The sequence below is a fragment of the Agrobacterium sp. Azo12 genome (genome assembly GCF_029193765.2).
In the GTDB taxonomy this organism is placed as follows: Bacteria; Pseudomonadota; Alphaproteobacteria; order Rhizobiales; family Rhizobiaceae; genus Agrobacterium.
Genome location: NZ_JARFYO020000001.1, coordinates 1,513,615 through 1,528,946, shown reverse-complemented (window position 1 = coordinate 1,528,946; position 15,332 = coordinate 1,513,615). Strand labels below are relative to the sequence as shown.

Here is a 15,332-nt window from a genome sequence, read left to right as displayed (position 1 = left end):
GGAAACAAAATCGGAAAAGGATTCGGTGAAGCGCCAACGGGCGCGAGCTAAACCTCTGCCATCACATCAACCGGAGCCGCGCCAGCGCGGACACGCCGCAGAGGAGCCAGCAGATGCACGCAAGAAAAGACCGCCGGATCTTGGAGGAGAAGCGTCACGGCGAGTGCGCAGAGGCAAGGGAACGAACCGCCGCGCAACAAGAAAAAGTGAGTGGCCGGAAAGGTCCGCAGGCGCGCGCAATCGCCTTTTCCGGCCACAATCCACGCGGCACGAGGCGAGCGCAGCATGGATTTTTTGGAGAGCGATCATTCTGCCGCCTCCAACTTTGAATTTAACTCGTTGAACGATCTCACCAGATCGCTGGCAGTGACTTCCGCGGCAGTCACGTCTTCAATTTTTTCAATAAATTGGGGGCGCGGCAGTATACGGCACGCCTCCCACTTCGAAACCATCCCTTTCGTTGCATCAACAAGACGACCGAACGCATCCTGCGTGAGGCTGTGCTTTCGGCGATATGTCGTGATCGGATGTTCCATGCACAAATGTTTCCAATATGGAAACTTAAATGTCAATAGGGTGATTGGTTTTGGTTTCCATTTCAGGCAACGCATTGCATTCGCCCAAGTGCGATAATCGAAACATGGTCATCAAGATTCACGACAAAGGCAGACGCCCTGCCAAAGTGTACTTACGTGAGTGGCTCGACTATCGCGGGCTGACTGCGGAGAGGCTTGCCGACCGGCTGGAAGTCAGCAAGGGGCAGATATCCAAGCTGCTCAACGGCAAACAAAGATACAATCAGGACTGGCTGGAAATGATCGCATTCGCAATGGATTGCGACGTGCCTGATCTATATCGTCCGCCTGAAGCGCCAACAGCAAACGAGCTGCTGTCGCGAATGACGCCTGAGGCAAAAGAGACCGCCCTAAAGCTGCTTGTCGATCTTGCGAATTATCGCACAGGATCATCTGGATAAGGTTGTTGCATCAATGTTTTCATCCTATGGTTTCACGAAATGAAACCGGGATGGGTGGAAATGTCTTTAAGCAGTTCAGCACATGCGCTGGCGGAACACGTCGAGCGTCGACCTTTATCTGATTCGCCGATATCAATAATTTTGACCGAACGCGATGACGGCGACGATAGAGGTGACCAACTTACCCAGGCAGATGGGCAATCCTTCATAATAGAATACACCGACTCGCAAGGCGGCAGATCTGTGCGCCGCGTCACGGTATGGAGCATAGTCGCCGGATCTGGTGGAGCGCCCTGCCTTTTGGCCTTTTGCCATGAACGGAAGGCGCGTCGTCAATTCAGGATCGACCGCATTCAATCCTTTGTTGATCTAGACGGTGAAGTTTTCGAAGACGTTCAAGGCTTCGTCGCGGAAAACTTTGGCATTACCGTTGGAATAGCGGACGCTAGAGCGCAGAGTAACAAGCATTGGAACGGCGTAATCGCGGTTGTGAGGCATGACGCCGTAATACTGTCCGCCATAATCAGAGCGGACGGGAAGCTGGCAATTGGGGAAGTCGACTATGTGACGGACTATCTGTGGCGCTTAGTCGAGAAGTCTGGAGACATGCTTAGCGACGCCGAGGTTCTCGCACTTCAAAGATACACAGCGAGACTTCGCCCCACGGAAGAATCAATCCTTAGATCCCTAGATGTGATTGCTAAAAGACCCCCTACTGAAATCAACCGTCTGCTTTCCGCAGCAGTAAAGGCCATGGACGCCGACGGCAAAAGACATGACGACGAGATATCCCTCGTTAACTCTATAGCGTTGGACCTAATCGGAACGCCCATCCTCCGATGAATCATCGGTAAAAATAGCCAAAATCCTCGACGATGGTTTCCATTTGAGAAGCCCCAAGAGTTTATGCGGGCAAGTAAGGTTTCCATTTCGGAAACTTTCTTCTTGACAAATAGGTTTCCATTTAAGAAACATGTCTCCATCCAAGCCTAACCACACGGCTTGGCGAATAGACCGGGCAGCGTGTTCCCCCTTTCCCTGCGCTGTCCGGTCTCCCTTCAAGGATGGAGAGAAGCCATGAACGAACGCACACCGGCAGAACGCAAGATCATCAAGGAAATGGCAGACGAGATGCTGCGCCTTGGTGAAGGCTGCACAGAACGCCAGATGCTCCTCAAATTCACCCAGGCGCAAATCAACACCTTCAGCGAAGAAGCTCGCACGATCGCCAACCGGCTGTCGCAGCGCGAAGCCGCGTGACCCAGCATCCCTTTCGGTGACCGCCTCTGCCCGAGGCGGCATCCGAAACGGATGGAGGTTCCCATGTACCAGCTTTCCCCGATGTACCCACTCAACCGCCAGCAACTCGGCACCTTCAAGAAGCAGCCGCAGCCCTATGGCCGGTTCTTTCTGGCCTGCGTCACCGCCACTCTGTTGCTCGGTCTTTTTGGCGGAATCGCACTTTGCGCAACTCGCGTCCACGAAATCGAACGCATGCACGCCGCTGCGGCGCGCGTCTAAACCAAGCAAAAAACGGAGCCATGCCCATGACGGCGCTCACAATCCACATCGACGAGAAAACCGAGGCCAGACTGCGCAAGGCGTCTGAAGAAATGGCACGTGATGTTCACGATCTCGCAGAATGCGCAGTTTCCGAAGCTGTGCTGGACTATTTCCGCCACCGCCAGGACGACCCCGCACGAGACAACAGCCCACGGCCAGCAGGAGAAACACTGCAATGATCGTGCGCGCCTCACCCAACAACACCAAACTGCCGCCCGCACCAAAGCTGCAGGAACTGGTCAATCAGGGTTACGGACGTAACCAGATCGCGGCCATGTACGGCGTTTCGCTCGATCACGCCCGCAAGATCCTGAAGGAATGCGGCATTATCGCACCGCGCAGCCGGGATCCGAACGCGCAGTCACCAACCCCCATCATGACGCTTTATGTCGAAGGCAGGCCCGTAACCCTGCCCCGCGTCTCGATGATTTCCGACATGGAGAAATACGCATGAGCGAGGGCAAGAAAATCCACTTTGGCTATTTCTCCGCAAAGTATCTTCCAGCGCTGAAACCGCTTGTTGATCACGTTAGATCAGCACCAGGTCTCGCGTTCCCTTACGGAACAATCAGCATTGAACCCCACCCGGAACAGGGCGTGTACCTGGTTGCCGTTGGCGGTCACGCGACCGCGATCATCCATGACAAAGAGGGGCACATCGACGAGCCCGTTACACTGGATTTTCCAGACGCTGCTTTTGAAGCGGCGCGCATGCCGCAGCCAATCCGCATGCAGTACGAGAACGCCATTTACGAGACCAAGTTGCCGGAGTGGTCACACCCTCAAACCGTTTTCGTTTCCAGCGCAGGCACGTTCATCCTGCCTAAAATGCGCTACCCCAGCTGGCAAGACGAGTGCGTGCAGTTTCAGCCATGCCTTTACCAGCGCACGGCCAGCGTCCGTCAGCACACCATTGGCCACGACTACCGCATGACAGACGGCAGACCGCGTGACTGGCGCAAAATGCTGAGAGAGGTACTGGCAAATGATGTGGCGACGGCGAGCGAGATGATCTTTGATCCAGCCATCCCGGCACTGTTTGAAGGCTTTAGCCGCCTGTTTGGACCGCAGCGCGTGTTTCATACACTGACAACTCGCACAGGTCACGAGGGGTCCAATTTGTCCAGCCCTGTCATTCTGCGCTTTGAGAAGCAGCCGGAGTTCATAGGCGTTTACATGAGCCAGACATTCGGCCTTTGCGACGCCATCCCGCAGCATTTTTATGACATTGCGGAGATATCAGAATGACTGATCGTCCCATCCTGTTTTCCGCGCCAATGGTCCGCGCGCTGCTCAACGGCACCAAGTCGCAAACCCGGCGTATCATCAAGCCGCAGCCATTCATTGATAAAATGAACAATCTTTGCGCGCCCGATCGCAAGGGCACAATCTGGAACTACGGGCAGAATGCCGCTGGCGTTCCCCACCTCGAAAAATACGCGCTAACTGCCATGAAAATCAAAACCGGCGATCATCTATGGGTGCGCGAGAACTGGCAAGCATTGAGCTTTGGCGATTTCCAACCAACGAAGCGGCAGCCATGTGAGGTGCGATATGCTGCAACGGATCCTTGTGCAGACCTAGAGGCCGACACACGCGGTTACTCTTGGCGTCCCTCCATCCACATGCCCCGATGGGCCAGCCGAATTACGCTGATCGTCACAAGAGTTCGCGCCGAACGCCTGCAGGATGTCAGCCGCGAAGACGCAATTGCGGAAGGCTTGAAGGAAAAACCTACGGCCCTTCGAAGCGCCGTGGAGATGGGCTGCCATTGGGGATTCGAAGGCGATGATCGATACGGATCGCCCATCAGCGCCTACGCTACCCTTTGGGATCACATCAACGGCTTTGGTGCATGGGACGCCAACCCGTGGATCGCCGCATACACCTTCACTGTCCATCCTCACAACATTGACGAGCTGGAGCGTGACCAATGAAAAACCGTCTCATCGATCTCAACAACCATCTATTCGCCCAGCTCGAGCGCCTGGGCGAAGAAGATATGTCTGTGGAGCAACTTGAACAGGAAGTGAAGCGCACCGAAGCAATGGTCGCCGTTAGCACGCAGATCCTGCGCAATGCCGATCTCGGCGTTCAGGCCGCAAAGCTTGTTGCCGAATACGGCGGCAATTACGAGAAGTTGCTACCAATGATCGAAGGGACCAAGTCATGAGACGCGGGCGAACCCCTTACAGCGCGGATGAAATGGCCTGGCTGGAAGAAAACTTCCGGATGGTCATCAGCGATTATCATAAAGCTTTCATCGAGAAATTCGGCCGCGCAGATGTGGATCTCGTCCACCTTAACCAGCTTCGTAAACGCAAGGGATGGAAAGTCGGCAGGGATGGCGGACGCTACAAAGGGCGACTGCGCACGTACACAAGCGCCGAAATGGTTTGGCTGGAAGAAAATCGCCTACTGCCTATCAGCGAGTATCGTGCGCAATTTGTTGCTGCGTTCGGACGGGAAGTGTCTGCGAAAGCCCTGCATCAACTTCGCAAACGGTACGGCTGGAAAACCGGCAGAACCGGGCAATTCCAAAAAGGCCAAATCTCACACAACAAAGGCGTGCCGTGTGCGCCTGGCAAGGGCGGCAGGCACCCAAATGCGCAGCGCAGTCAGTTCCGAAAGGGCAACCTGCCCCACAATACGAAATTCCTCGGTCACGAGCGCGTTTCCAAAGATGGTTACGTCGAGATCAGCGTCGACGAGGAGAACCCGCATACCGGATATGAGCGCCGCTACGTGCTTAAGCACCTTCATCTTTGGGAATTGGCGAACGGCCCAGTACCAGAGGGCCAGTGCCTGAAGTGCGTCGACGGCAACCGGCTCAATACCGACCCTGAGAACTGGATTGCCATACCCCGCGGAGTTTTGCCACGCCTCAATGGCGGCCGCGCAACCCGCGTCATGGCTTACGACACTGCACCGGCAGAGTTGAAGCCTGCGCTGATGACGCTTGCCCGCCTCGACCAGAAAACCAGCGAGATCCGCAAACGCAAGAACGATCGACGGGAGGCCAACTGATGTTTGGCCTCAGAGCATGGATGCGCCGCCGAGCAGAGAAAGCCGTTCGAAAAGCGATCTTTGAGCAGGTAGAAGCTGACCTTCCCAACATCGTGCACGGACGGCTCGTCGAGAATTTCCGCGCGCAGCCCGATCGGCAACTCCCAGCAGGATGGTTTGACCTCTGTCTAACGCACTGCCTTAAGCAGCATTGGCCGGACGTCGATGACGACACGGCGGTTCGTTGGCTGCGGGAGTACATCGGCGTCAAGCACGGCACGAGAGGCTACGACTGGAGCTATTCAGCAGCCGAGGCAGTGGCGAACGAATACGCATCGACCTTCGGAGAGGTGCGATGACCGACGCTTTCGCACAAAACCTTGCTGATTTTCTTGACGCGCTCGACGAATGGGGATGCGAAGACAATCTGGAGCGCGCGAAGCAGATCCTCGATTTCCAGCGCAGCGGCTACGACATGTCCGAGTATCGGGAACACTCACCGAAAGACGGACTGATGCGGCCAAAGTCCGAGGTGAATTGATGACAGACATCATGAACCGACAGACAGCAACACCGCTCTACATCGAAGCCAAGCAACTTGCCGGTCTGGTGTCCGACGAGTGGCAGGACACCTATAATGCCGAAACGCACCAGGCCGAAATCTGCCTGCGTGACCAGCTCACCGATGAGATCTTCCCGATCGCCATTATCAAGCCGGAATGCGGTTACGACGATCGCCGGCTGATGACGCGCGCGCCACAGATCATGCGCGCCCTGCTTTTCCTGTTGCGGGAATCATTCAACGAGATCGAGCGGCTGAAGCCAAAACAGAAAGCCAACAAGCTGGCGCAGGACTGCGCGATCCATTGCGGCAGACAGGACTTCCGTCGCTTCCTGATCGACCATCACGACCTGATCGACTCTGGCGACGACGAACGGGTGAACACCCGCGTGCGCAACATTCTCAACATCCAGTCACGCGCCGAGCTCGACAAGGACCAGGACGCGGCGAAGCGCTGGTTCAGCCTTAAGCAGGCGTTCTATCGTTGGAAAGGTCAGTGATGGCCGATTTTGTCTGGAAGGGTGTCCCGCTTAAGCGACTCGAAGAAATGTTGATCTTCATTGCGAAGGTCGTCGACATTAAGGGACCGATCGCGCAGCCGCTGCTCGATCGCATCGAAAGCGAATACCTGCAGGCTGTTGCCGCACAACAACAAGGCTCACAGTCAGACAGAATACGCAAATTGATAGGAGCCAAATAGACTACTTTTTGGGTACAAAACCGACTACTTTAGGAACTTTTCTGAAAACAAAATCCACACAAGCTACTGATTTTATTTATACTCGTAAAGCTACACGAGTTCGAAACCACCCCGGCCCGGGGAGCCATTTATCTCTTAAATGGTTGTTCTTTATAGAACACAATATCGCTGAAAACTACCTCACCTTCATATCAGCATTCTGGAAAACTTATTTTCCTTTTGTGAAAATCCTGCAACGGTAACTGACACGCTTTGTCATTATTATCGGCAGGCGATTTTTGCGTTTGAGTCGCTGGCTGGCTAAACAGCAACGACAGAGCGTAAGACGCGGCAAGCGGCCCGAGTGGCGGGTTCATCACATCAGAAGCGGAGAATCGCGGAATGACAAAAAAACAAAAAATGGAACACTCCGAGTTTGCCGGTGAGTTTGAAGACGACGGCATAACCGTGCTTGTCGATATCTTTCGCCCTGAAGGAACCCAGGGTGACTGGACACTCGAGGTCATCAGCGAGCAGGACGATGTCACGACCTGGGACGAGCCGTTTGCGACCGACAAGGACGCCTGGGAAGAGTTTTTGGCGACCTGTGAAAAGGATGGCATTCGCAGCTTCCTGGATGGCGAAGAAGAGCCGTCTGTTCACTAAGCCCCTATAGGCTGTTTCGTGCTTGCAGGCGGAGATCTCCGCCTGCAAGCACGAAACAGCCTATATTCCCGGTCGGGCTTGCCCTGCCCGATCCCTGGCGAAAACAAGCATACTTGCAAAGCCAACAAAAAAGGCCGGACACGGAGTGCCGACCTTCTCGTCCGTTGATCCTGTCAGTGCCGGTACATCCGCGGTCAAAGACGTCAACTGGTACTACCATTAGCGTAGCTCGATGACATAACGATGTCAGTGCTGATTGGTTCCTGCTGTTTTCATTTTTTAGATGACAGTGCAGCGTTCTGCCCGCGACTCTCCGTACAGTCGATAATCCCTTGTTTTTCCATCGCGAAAAATCGGCAGATCGTTATTTCTGACAATTGTAATAAACCATCTATTAACCATAACTGGGGCTCTATGTGGGCTATATTTTCATGCTCATGATGAGCGTCTGAATTCCCCAACAGAGCATACATATGACCAGCATTCTCACGAACGCTGGAGCGACTTCTGCGCTTCAGACCCTGCGTACGATCGGCTCCAATCTGGACCGAACGCAAAATCAAGTCAGTTCCGGCCTTCGTGTACAGACAGCAGCAGACAATGCGGCTTACTGGTCCATTTCCACCACCATGCGTTCCGACACCATGGCCATTGACGCCGTGACCGATGCGTTGAACCTTGGGGCAGCCAAGGTTGATACGGCCTATGAGGGTCTGGAATCGACCGTCGACATTCTCAAACAGTTCAAGGCAAAACTCGTCACGGCAAAAGAAGACAGCGTCGACCGAACCAAGGTTCAGGAAGAGCTGGCGCACCTTATCGATCAGGCCAAAAGCGTCTCCGAATCGGCGAGCTTCAGCGGCCAGAACTGGCTGAATACGGATTTCGACGACATCTTTGACAAAGCCCAGTCAATGGACTCCGTCGTTTCGTCCTTTGTCCGAAACAGCAATGGCGGCGTCAGCGTAAAAACAACCGATGTCGACGTGTCCAAACTCACCTTGTTCAACACGACTGGTGACGGCTTGCTGCAAGTCGACTCGCGCGCCATTGGGGATATCGGCGGTCTGCGCAATGTGGACTGGGAAAGCTATGAAATGTCCGGCTGGCAATATTTCAACTTTCCGCACAGCGCCACCTTTGGTGCCGCAGACGTCATAACATTCGATTACACGGCAGATGGCAGCACGCTTGGAGCCGGAACGACCTATACGCTGACAATAGACCGAAGCACCGTCAATGACGCATTGGGTGCAGGCGCCAATGGTTATATCGGCACGGTCCGCGACTGGATGGTGGTTATTTCAAGAGCGACATGGAGCTCACCTCCGCCCTCCGATCCGAGCCGCGGCAGTGGCTTCGGACAGGCTCATAATATCGGTGGCGTGATGCAAACCTACGGTTTCTTTTCTGGAGAAATGGAAGGTCTGCCCGGCTCTTCGGTCAGAATGAGCAATGTCACGTCGACGTTGGCGGGCGGTTACGCATTCGGTCTGAATGCCCCCACCGGTGTTACCGACGGCGAATACGCGGATTTCGGTTTCAATTTCGGCGACAGCTTTCAAATGAAAACCGATGTCGAATTCTATTTCGACCTTTCACTGAACCGTGGAACACCGCAGATGATAAAGGTGACCAAGGATGACGTCGATACGGCACTGGGTATCACGACAGGCGAAGTGAACAATGCGGCCGATATGGCAACCGTGCTTCAGCATGTGCTGACCGGCAAGGGCATATCCAGCGTCACCTCAAGCGGCTCGCGTATCACACTCGACATTGACCAGAGCATGTATCCGGACATGGGGTATCGCTCATCCATGAAGATTTCCGGTGTCTGGGACAATATCGGCAACCCGCCGGATGTGAACCTCGTCGACATGGACATCACCATGCCGTCGGTCGATCTCGACCGCTATATCAGAGTGATCGAAGGCATGACGAAAAAGGTGGTCAGTGCGGCCTCGCTTCTCGGATCAATTCAAACGCGCATCGATCTGCAGCTGGATTTTGCCGCCAAACTTGGCGATTCCATCGACAGCGGCATTGGCCGTCTGGTTGATGCCGACATGAATGAAGCTTCGACACGCCTGAAAGCGCGGCAGACACAGCAGCAGCTTGCCGTACAGGCTCTCTCCATCTCCAACTCCAATAGCGAGAGCCTGCTGTCACTGTTCCGTTAAGCGTCGATCCGCCTACCGCTGATGGAGCCGACAGGATGAAAACCTCGCCCATAAGATGAATTTTGCCCGTTTGAGGCATTCACAGAAACAGAATTTCTTGCCACAACAGGGGTCAATCCGCTCAAAGCAACGGTAATCATACGCGTCCGAAAGAAGGTCGACCCATGACGATACATACCTCTGTTTTGACTGCCATTGGAAACACGCCACTCATTCGCCTGAATGCTGCATCCGAGGCAACAGGGTGCGAAATTCTTGGCAAGGCGGAGTTTCTCAACCCCGGCCAGTCCGTCAAGGACCGTGCGGCGCTGTACATTATTCGCGACGCTGAAAAACGCGGCCTGTTGCGCCCCGGTGGTACGATTGTTGAGGGCACGGCCGGCAATACCGGCATTGGCCTGACGCTTGTTGCCAGAGCGCTTGGATACCGCACCGTTATCGTCATTCCTGAAACACAGAGCCAGGAAAAGAAGGACGCGCTGAAGCTGCTGGGTGCGGAACTGGTGGAAGTGCCAGCTGCCCCCTACTCCAACCCGAACAATTATGTGAAGGTGTCCGGACGTCTGGCCAAGCAGCTTGCTGAAACCGATCCGAACGGCGCCGTGTGGGCAAACCAGTTCGACAACATTGCCAACCGTCAGGCCCATATCGAAACTACCGCGCCTGAAATCTGGGACCAGACGGATGGTAAGGTTGATGGCTTTATCTGCGCTGTTGGCTCCGGCGGCACGCTGGCTGGCGTTGCCGATGGTCTTCGTGATTTCAACCCTGACATCAAGATCGGCATTGCCGACCCCGATGGTGCGGCACTTTATGAATATTACAAAAATGGCACACTGAAATCCGAAGGTAACTCCATTACCGAAGGTATCGGTCAGGGCCGCATCACCGCCAACTTGCAAGACTTCACACCGGATTTCGCCTACCGAATTTCTGATGCGGAAGCCCTGCCCGTTTTGTTTGATCTCGTCACCAAGGAAGGCCTATGCCTTGGTGGTTCAACCGGCATTAACATTGCCGGTGCAATTCGCCTTGCCCGAGACCTCGGTCCGGGGCATACAATCGTCACCATTCTGTGTGACTACGGTAACCGTTACCAGTCGAAGCTCTACAATCCCGCATTCCTGCGGTCCAAGGGGCTTCCTGTTCCGGCCTGGCTCACAGGGAAAAGCGATATATCTGTCCCGTATGAAACCACATAAGGTGCCTAGACTATGCCAGTGAATGCCCTCTTTCGTGATGATTTTTACCTTTCCACCTGCGAGGCAACGGTAACAGACATTCACGAAGACGGGGGCATTGAGCTGGACCAGACCTGCTTTTACGCCACCTCTGGCGGTCAACCTGGCGACACCGGTTTTCTGGAGCGTGCTGACGGCTCCAGAATTCAGCTTGGGCAAACCAGACACGGTCAGGACAAGAGCATTATTATCCACGTTCCGCTTGAAGGACAGGAAAGTGTGGCACCCGGTGAAAAGGTCGTGCTGCATGTGGACTGGGAGCGCCGCTACAAGCTGATGCGGATGCACACCGCCTGTCATCTTCTGTCCGTTGTCTGCCAATGGCCGATTACTGGTGCCGCAGTTGGCGAAGACGAATCGCGTGTTGACTTCGACATGTCGGAAACCATCGACAAGGACGAGGTATCGGCCAAGCTAATGGAACTGGTCAATGCCGACCATCCCGTTTTCCTGCAGTGGATCACCGACGAGGAATTGCAGGCCAATCCCGGCATCGTCAAATCCAAGAATGTGCGCCCACCCGTTGGCCTTGGCCGTGTCAGTCTTGTGTGCATAGGTGAGAACTCGGCAATTGACAGCCAGCCCTGCGGTGGAACACATGTCTCCAAGACACATGAAGTCGGTGAGATACACATCGCCAAGATAGAAAAGAAGGGCAAGGAAAACCGGCGTTTTCGCATCCGTTTCGGTGCGCCCGATTCCGCAGCCTGAACAGCAGGGAGACTAGATCGTGAGCAACGAAAAAAGTCGTTTCGTCGTGTCGGCGGACTGGGTGAACAAACAGCTTGGGGCACCTGAGTTCCGTGTCGTCGACGCATCCTGGTATCTTCCAGCCCACAAGCGCAATGGTGCCGACGAATATGCCAAGGGCCATATTCCCGGTGCCGTGTTTTTCGATCAAGACGTGATTGCGGATCACACCACTGGCCTGCCGCATTCCCTGCCATCGCCGGAATATTTTGCCGAGCAGGTTGGCAAACTTGGCATCCAGGAAACCGATACGATCGTCGTTTACGATGGCCCCGGATTCTTCTCTGCACCGCGTGTATGGTGGATGCTGCGTGTGATGGGTGCCGAAAGCGTTTACGTGCTGGATGGTGGCCTCGACGGCTGGAAAGCGCAAAACCTGCCGCTTGAAACCGACCTGCCAGAACCGCCAGTCGTCAGCTTTATCCCGCACTTCCAGAAAAATCGTGTCACGTCACTGGACGAAATGCGTAGTGTTATCGACGCCGGCAGCAAGCAGATTGCCGACGCGCGTGGCGCTGGCCGCTTTACCGGCGACGAGGCCGAACCGCGTGCTGGCATGCGCTCCGGCCATATGCCGGGCGCCCGCAGCCTGCCTGCCACGGCGTTTTCGGAAAATGGTCACTTCAAGGATCTGGCGACGCTGCGCAAGATGGTGACGGAAGCCGGCATCGATCTTTCCAAACCGGTTGTCACCAGTTGTGGTTCTGGCGTGACGGCAGCGGTTATCACGCTGGCGCTCGAATCGCTTGGCCACAAGACCAACAGCCTTTTCGATGGCTCCTGGTCGCAGTGGGGTAGCCTTGATGACACGCCAGTGGTCACCGGCCCTGCCGAGCCGATCGCGCCCCGAGACACTGATCCGCTAAAAGCCCATGTCACGCAGCTTGAAATGACGGCTGCGCCAAAGATCAGCATTGCGGTTCCGGTCAACATCCAGACCGCGATCATGCGTGCCCCGAACATCCCGCTGCATTTTTACCGCTACCTGTACTGGCGGGTCGGCAAACGCTGGCACTGGCAAAAACGCATGCGCATGAGCGACGCGGAACTTGGCGCTGTTTTGAGCGACCCGAAAAACAGCGTCTGCGTGCTGTATATGAACGGTTCGCCTGCCGGTTTCTTCGAGCTATACAAGCGCGACGATGACGTGACCCAGCTTTCCTATTTCGGCCTGTTCGAAGAAGCGATTGGCGCTGGTATCGGCAAATGGTTCCTGTTGCAGGCACTCTATGCCGCCTGGCAGGACAATCCGAAAAAAGTCACTGTTACCACAAACACGCTCGACCACCCGCGTGCGCTGCAACTTTACCAGATGATGGGCTTCTCGCCTGTCGGCACCTATCAGGCCTGGGTTCAGCCGTTGAGCGAGGCGGAACTGCTCAATATCGCCGTTCAGAACTGATCACTGACGTAGGATTGCACCATTAATCAGTTTGAACCGGCGGCAACCGCCGGTTCAGGTTTCCTTCAGGTTGTGCGTGGCAGTTTGCCCGCGACAATAACGAGTTAAAGGAAACCAGCCATGAACCGTCGATCTTTCCTGACTGCACTTGCTGCCACAGCGTTTGTACCGGCAGTTGCCAGTGCGCAGGAAACTCCATCTTCCGGCACCATCATGCGCCGTCTTGAGGCAGCACCGTCGCGCCGCATGCGTCCGGAAGAGCGCGTGACCATCCAGGAATTCAAACGCCGGCCGGAACTGCGCCGAAGCGCCCCTTCCATCGACATTCAGTCCATCAATTTTGCCTTCGGTTCGGCTGAAATTCCCCGTTCGGAATATCGTAAAGTACGCGAGATCGGCGTTGCTCTGGAACAGATCCTTCGCCGCCGTCGCGGTGCACGTTTCCTGATTGAGGGTCACACAGACGCAGTTGGTTCTGAGGCTTCCAACCAGGTCCTGTCGGAACGTCGCGCAGAATCACTAAAATGGCTGCTGGTGCAGGAATTCCGTGTACCGCCACGGGCGCTGGAAACCGTGGGTTATGGCGAAAGCTATCTGCTTGTTAACACGCAATTTGAAGAGTGGCGCAACCGTCGCGTTACGCTGCGTCGTATCGACGAATTCCTGCGCTAATCCGATCAGGATGAGCGTCACGCATATGGGCATGCCTCATATGCGTGACGCATTGTTTTATTGTCTGGTGAGACCAACAACAGTCGCGTCATCGCTTTCGGTTTCACTTTGCGGCTGGGTTTCGTCAGCGGCATTGTTCAAGAAGTAATTGGCGACCAGTTCGCCGTGGAACTTGGCGAACTCATAACAAAAGGTGATCTCGCGGTCCTTTGCCGACCAGAAGGCATTGGCCTGACCGCATTGTTTCGCGGTCAACTTGATACCGTCCTTGATATTATAGAGGCCGGAAAAGGAGTTACCGATCAATTCCAGCAGTTTCGATTCCTTGACGATGGTTTGAAACAACTCAAGGCTTGGGTCGGTGATCGGCTCATAGGTGACTTCGAACTTCGTGCTGGCATTGGCTGTCGCCTCATGCGGCTTCAGAAGCGTATTCCAGCTGCGCACTTTCTGCGGATATTCCGAGATGCACTCCTCGCGGCGGTCCTCAGGAAACTCCAGAGAATCAATAAATTCCTTGAAGTTCTTGTAGTCGTGGCCGGCCATCGAGCAGGCAATGGCCCAGCCACGCTGTTCGTCCAAACCGTGGGCGCCCCAGAAGGCCTGTTCCTCTTCTGCGTCCGCTGCCGCTTCGCTCGACAGGAACCAGCCATCGGCTGCATCGATAATGGCCTGATCGAGCAGGTCATCATCAGCCTCCAGCATCAGGATCGATGACAGGTTATCAACCGCGTCTTCCTCTCGACCCAGCACAGGCAGGTCAAACTCGGAAACCAGCATGTGGCCGGCTTCGTGGTACAGAATAAAGATACCGTTGCCGACAACGAACTGTACCATTTCCTCGATCTGCTGATCCGTCAGCTTTTCGAAGTCGGGACTATCCTGTGCCGAAACGTTCCATGCGGGAAATACAGCCACCAACGCAGAAATAAAAAACGCAAAAATACTGTGCGGCATAAGGCGCTCCGGGCCGTGCATGAAAGTTTCGCAAATAGAGCATCAAAGCACATGAGTCTGACAATGGGCTTTTCCCGGTCACACACAAGAATCGGGTGGCCGGGCGTTGCTTTGCGGCGCATAGCGACAAAGCAGCAACGCATTTGGAGCCACTGACATGAACACAATTCTGTTTACCGCCATGCCGACTGAAGAGGCTGATGCATTTCGGGCCGGGCGCAATGATGCCTATGGCAACCCCGCCGAACGCTCGGTCTCATCAGGCGGCATGCCCTGCCGCCATTGCCTTGGTGAAATTGCTGAAGGAGAAGCGATGCTCCTCCTGGCCTACCGGCCGTTTATCGACCTTCAGCCCTATGCCGAGACCGGCCCGATCTTTATCCACGAGCGGTCATGCCCTCGCTACGAGGCAAGCGAGGTTTTGCCGCCGATGCTTGAAAGTGCTGACTATATCGTGCGCGGTTATGGCCCTGATGACCGCATCGTGTACGGCACCGGTGCAGTGACACCGACACCGGAGATTTCACAACGTGCCGCCAGCCTGTTTGAACGGCCGGAGATTGCCTATGTGCATGTCCGTTCGGCCCGCAACAATTGTTACCAGTGCCGAATAGATCGCGGTTAGGTTTAATTTTACGCATCGTTCTAAATGGCATGTAAGAATTATCTGCAATG

At 55.0% G+C, this 15,332-nt stretch carries 22 protein-coding genes and 2 pseudogenes; 22 read left to right on the top strand and 2 right to left on the bottom strand.

Translation table 11 applies throughout. The features are described from left to right. Positions 1-305: 305 nt before the first annotated feature. A complete protein-coding gene (locus PYL13_RS07090; protein ID WP_275640852.1) occupies positions 306-536 on the bottom strand; it encodes a helix-turn-helix domain-containing protein in 231 nt (76 codons plus the stop codon). A gap of 104 nt (positions 537-640) precedes the next feature. On the opposite strand from PYL13_RS07090, the gene PYL13_RS07085 reads away from it, so the two are divergent. The 21 genes and pseudogenes from PYL13_RS07085 (at position 641) to PYL13_RS06990 (ending at position 13,700) form a co-directional block, all read left to right on the top strand. After that, complete coding sequence (locus PYL13_RS07085; protein WP_275640851.1) at positions 641-976, top strand: helix-turn-helix domain-containing protein; 336 nt, start codon at positions 641-643, stop codon at positions 974-976. 60 nt (positions 977-1,036) lie between these two features. Then, positions 1,037-1,819: a WYL domain-containing protein gene (locus tag PYL13_RS07080; RefSeq protein ID WP_275640850.1), complete on the top strand. Its 783-nt coding sequence runs from the start codon at positions 1,037-1,039 to the stop codon at positions 1,817-1,819. A gap of 234 nt (positions 1,820-2,053) precedes the next feature. Beyond that, positions 2,054-2,236: a hypothetical protein gene (locus PYL13_RS07075; protein WP_275640849.1), complete on the top strand. Its 183-nt coding sequence runs from the start codon at positions 2,054-2,056 to the stop codon at positions 2,234-2,236. Between the two features lie 63 nt (positions 2,237-2,299). Further along, entirely contained in the window at positions 2,300-2,497 is a 198-nt protein-coding gene (locus PYL13_RS07070; RefSeq protein ID WP_275640848.1) for a hypothetical protein, read from the top strand. A 26-nt stretch (positions 2,498-2,523) separates the two neighbouring features. After that, on the top strand, positions 2,524-2,718 hold the full coding sequence (locus tag PYL13_RS07065; protein WP_275640847.1) for a hypothetical protein: 195 nt from the start codon (positions 2,524-2,526) through the stop codon (positions 2,716-2,718). Then, entirely contained in the window at positions 2,715-2,993 is a 279-nt protein-coding gene (locus tag PYL13_RS07060) for a hypothetical protein (protein ID WP_275640846.1), read from the top strand. Before PYL13_RS07065 ends, PYL13_RS07060 begins: the two co-directional genes overlap by 4 nt. Next, complete coding sequence (locus PYL13_RS07055) at positions 2,990-3,787, top strand: hypothetical protein (RefSeq protein ID WP_275640845.1); 798 nt, start codon at positions 2,990-2,992, stop codon at positions 3,785-3,787. The genes PYL13_RS07060 and PYL13_RS07055 overlap by 4 nt, the downstream gene beginning before the upstream one ends. Beyond that, on the top strand, positions 3,784-4,476 hold the full coding sequence (locus PYL13_RS07050; protein WP_275640844.1) for a hypothetical protein: 693 nt from the start codon (positions 3,784-3,786) through the stop codon (positions 4,474-4,476). Before PYL13_RS07055 ends, PYL13_RS07050 begins: the two co-directional genes overlap by 4 nt. Beyond that, on the top strand, positions 4,473-4,712 hold the full coding sequence (locus PYL13_RS07045) for a hypothetical protein (RefSeq protein ID WP_275640843.1): 240 nt from the start codon (positions 4,473-4,475) through the stop codon (positions 4,710-4,712). Before PYL13_RS07050 ends, PYL13_RS07045 begins: the two co-directional genes overlap by 4 nt. Positions 4,713-4,744: 32 nt before the next feature. After that, entirely contained in the window at positions 4,745-5,566 is an 822-nt protein-coding gene (locus PYL13_RS07040; RefSeq protein WP_275640842.1) for an HNH endonuclease, read from the top strand. Further along, positions 5,566-5,904 carry a hypothetical protein gene (locus tag PYL13_RS07035; protein ID WP_275640841.1) on the top strand — a complete coding sequence of 113 codons (339 nt, stop codon included), beginning with the start codon at positions 5,566-5,568 and terminating at the stop codon, positions 5,902-5,904. The genes PYL13_RS07040 and PYL13_RS07035 overlap by 1 nt, the downstream gene beginning before the upstream one ends. Then, the gene (locus PYL13_RS07030) at positions 5,901-6,086 is read left to right on the top strand and encodes a hypothetical protein (RefSeq protein ID WP_275640840.1); all 186 of its coding nucleotides are present in this window, start codon (positions 5,901-5,903) and stop codon (positions 6,084-6,086) included. Before PYL13_RS07035 ends, PYL13_RS07030 begins: the two co-directional genes overlap by 4 nt. Continuing rightward, a complete protein-coding gene (locus PYL13_RS07025; protein ID WP_275640839.1) occupies positions 6,086-6,607 on the top strand; it encodes a hypothetical protein in 522 nt (173 codons plus the stop codon). The genes PYL13_RS07030 and PYL13_RS07025 overlap by 1 nt, the downstream gene beginning before the upstream one ends. Continuing rightward, positions 6,607-6,807, top strand: a complete 201-nt coding sequence (locus PYL13_RS07020; RefSeq protein WP_250982886.1) for a hypothetical protein — start codon at positions 6,607-6,609, stop codon at positions 6,805-6,807. The genes PYL13_RS07025 and PYL13_RS07020 overlap by 1 nt, the downstream gene beginning before the upstream one ends. A 381-nt stretch (positions 6,808-7,188) precedes the next feature. Further along, the gene (locus PYL13_RS07015) at positions 7,189-7,452 is read left to right on the top strand and encodes a hypothetical protein (protein WP_192487516.1); all 264 of its coding nucleotides are present in this window, start codon (positions 7,189-7,191) and stop codon (positions 7,450-7,452) included. Between the two features lie 473 nt (positions 7,453-7,925). Then, positions 7,926-8,321, top strand: a pseudogene (locus PYL13_RS26945) (flagellin N-terminal helical domain-containing protein); the annotation flags it as partial. Between the two features lie 999 nt (positions 8,322-9,320). Next, positions 9,321-9,635, top strand: a pseudogene (locus PYL13_RS26940) (flagellin); the annotation flags it as partial. A gap of 164 nt (positions 9,636-9,799) precedes the next feature. Beyond that, positions 9,800-10,837, top strand: a complete 1,038-nt coding sequence (locus tag PYL13_RS07005; protein ID WP_192487515.1) for a cysteine synthase A — start codon at positions 9,800-9,802, stop codon at positions 10,835-10,837. 12 nt (positions 10,838-10,849) lie between these two features. After that, positions 10,850-11,587: an alanyl-tRNA editing protein gene (locus tag PYL13_RS07000; protein WP_259145316.1), complete on the top strand. Its 738-nt coding sequence runs from the start codon at positions 10,850-10,852 to the stop codon at positions 11,585-11,587. Positions 11,588-11,606: 19 nt separating this feature from the next. After that, a complete protein-coding gene (sseA, locus tag PYL13_RS06995; protein ID WP_275640837.1) occupies positions 11,607-13,028 on the top strand; it encodes a 3-mercaptopyruvate sulfurtransferase in 1,422 nt (473 codons plus the stop codon). A gap of 120 nt (positions 13,029-13,148) precedes the next feature. After that, positions 13,149-13,700: an OmpA family protein gene (locus tag PYL13_RS06990; RefSeq protein ID WP_250982889.1), complete on the top strand. Its 552-nt coding sequence runs from the start codon at positions 13,149-13,151 to the stop codon at positions 13,698-13,700. Between the two features lie 57 nt (positions 13,701-13,757). On the opposite strand, the gene PYL13_RS06985 is transcribed toward PYL13_RS06990, so the two are convergent. Continuing rightward, a complete protein-coding gene (locus PYL13_RS06985) occupies positions 13,758-14,657 on the bottom strand; it encodes a DUF4344 domain-containing metallopeptidase (RefSeq protein ID WP_259145322.1) in 900 nt (299 codons plus the stop codon). Positions 14,658-14,814: 157 nt separating this feature from the next. Here PYL13_RS06985 and PYL13_RS06980 point away from each other — a divergent pair, with 157 nt between their 5' ends. Beyond that, positions 14,815-15,282: a DUF1203 domain-containing protein gene (locus PYL13_RS06980; protein ID WP_275640836.1), complete on the top strand. Its 468-nt coding sequence runs from the start codon at positions 14,815-14,817 to the stop codon at positions 15,280-15,282. Positions 15,283-15,332 lie beyond the last annotated feature (50 nt).